The sequence below is a fragment of the Citrobacter sp. VF227 genome (assembly GCF_052950715.1).
The window spans coordinates 1-435 of record NZ_JBRFVF010000622.1 but is presented as its reverse complement, the minus strand read 5'-3'; the positions used below and the strand labels follow the sequence as shown (position 1 = coordinate 435).

Here is a 435-nt window from a genome sequence, read left to right as displayed (position 1 = left end):
GGTCGAGAGCGAGCCGATGCTCGAAGGCCGGCAGATGATCATGATCCTCGCGCCGCGCTGAGCGGCCCGGATCCAGGGACGCGAGACTTGCGCCGCCTCCTCACAGGGGCGGCGTTGTCTTTTCAGCGCTTCCGATCGGCGCCGACGCGGATTATGGGCAGGTTATGGCCCTCGCCCCCGACGAGATCGAACGCTACGCCCGCCACCTCGTCCTGGCCGAGGTCGGCGGTCCCGGTCAGGCCCGGATCAAGGCCGCCCGGATCCTCGTCGTCGGGGCGGGCGGGCTCGGCGCGCCGCTGATCCAGTACCTCGCCGCCGCGGGGATCGACGTGATCCTCTACGAACGCGGCGAGCGTGCGGGCGTGATGTTCGGGGATGGGGAACTGGTCGGCGTGCCGCATGGCCTCGTGACTGGCGAGCGCGGGCTGAAGGACG

General features: G+C 70.8%; 1 protein-coding gene. It reads left to right on the top strand.

What is annotated here, in order from left to right; translation table 11 throughout:
- Positions 1-164 precede the first annotated feature (164 nt).
- On the top strand, positions 165-435 hold a 271-nt coding region (locus ACU8YC_RS28225; protein WP_446896425.1), incomplete at its 3' end, for a ThiF family adenylyltransferase.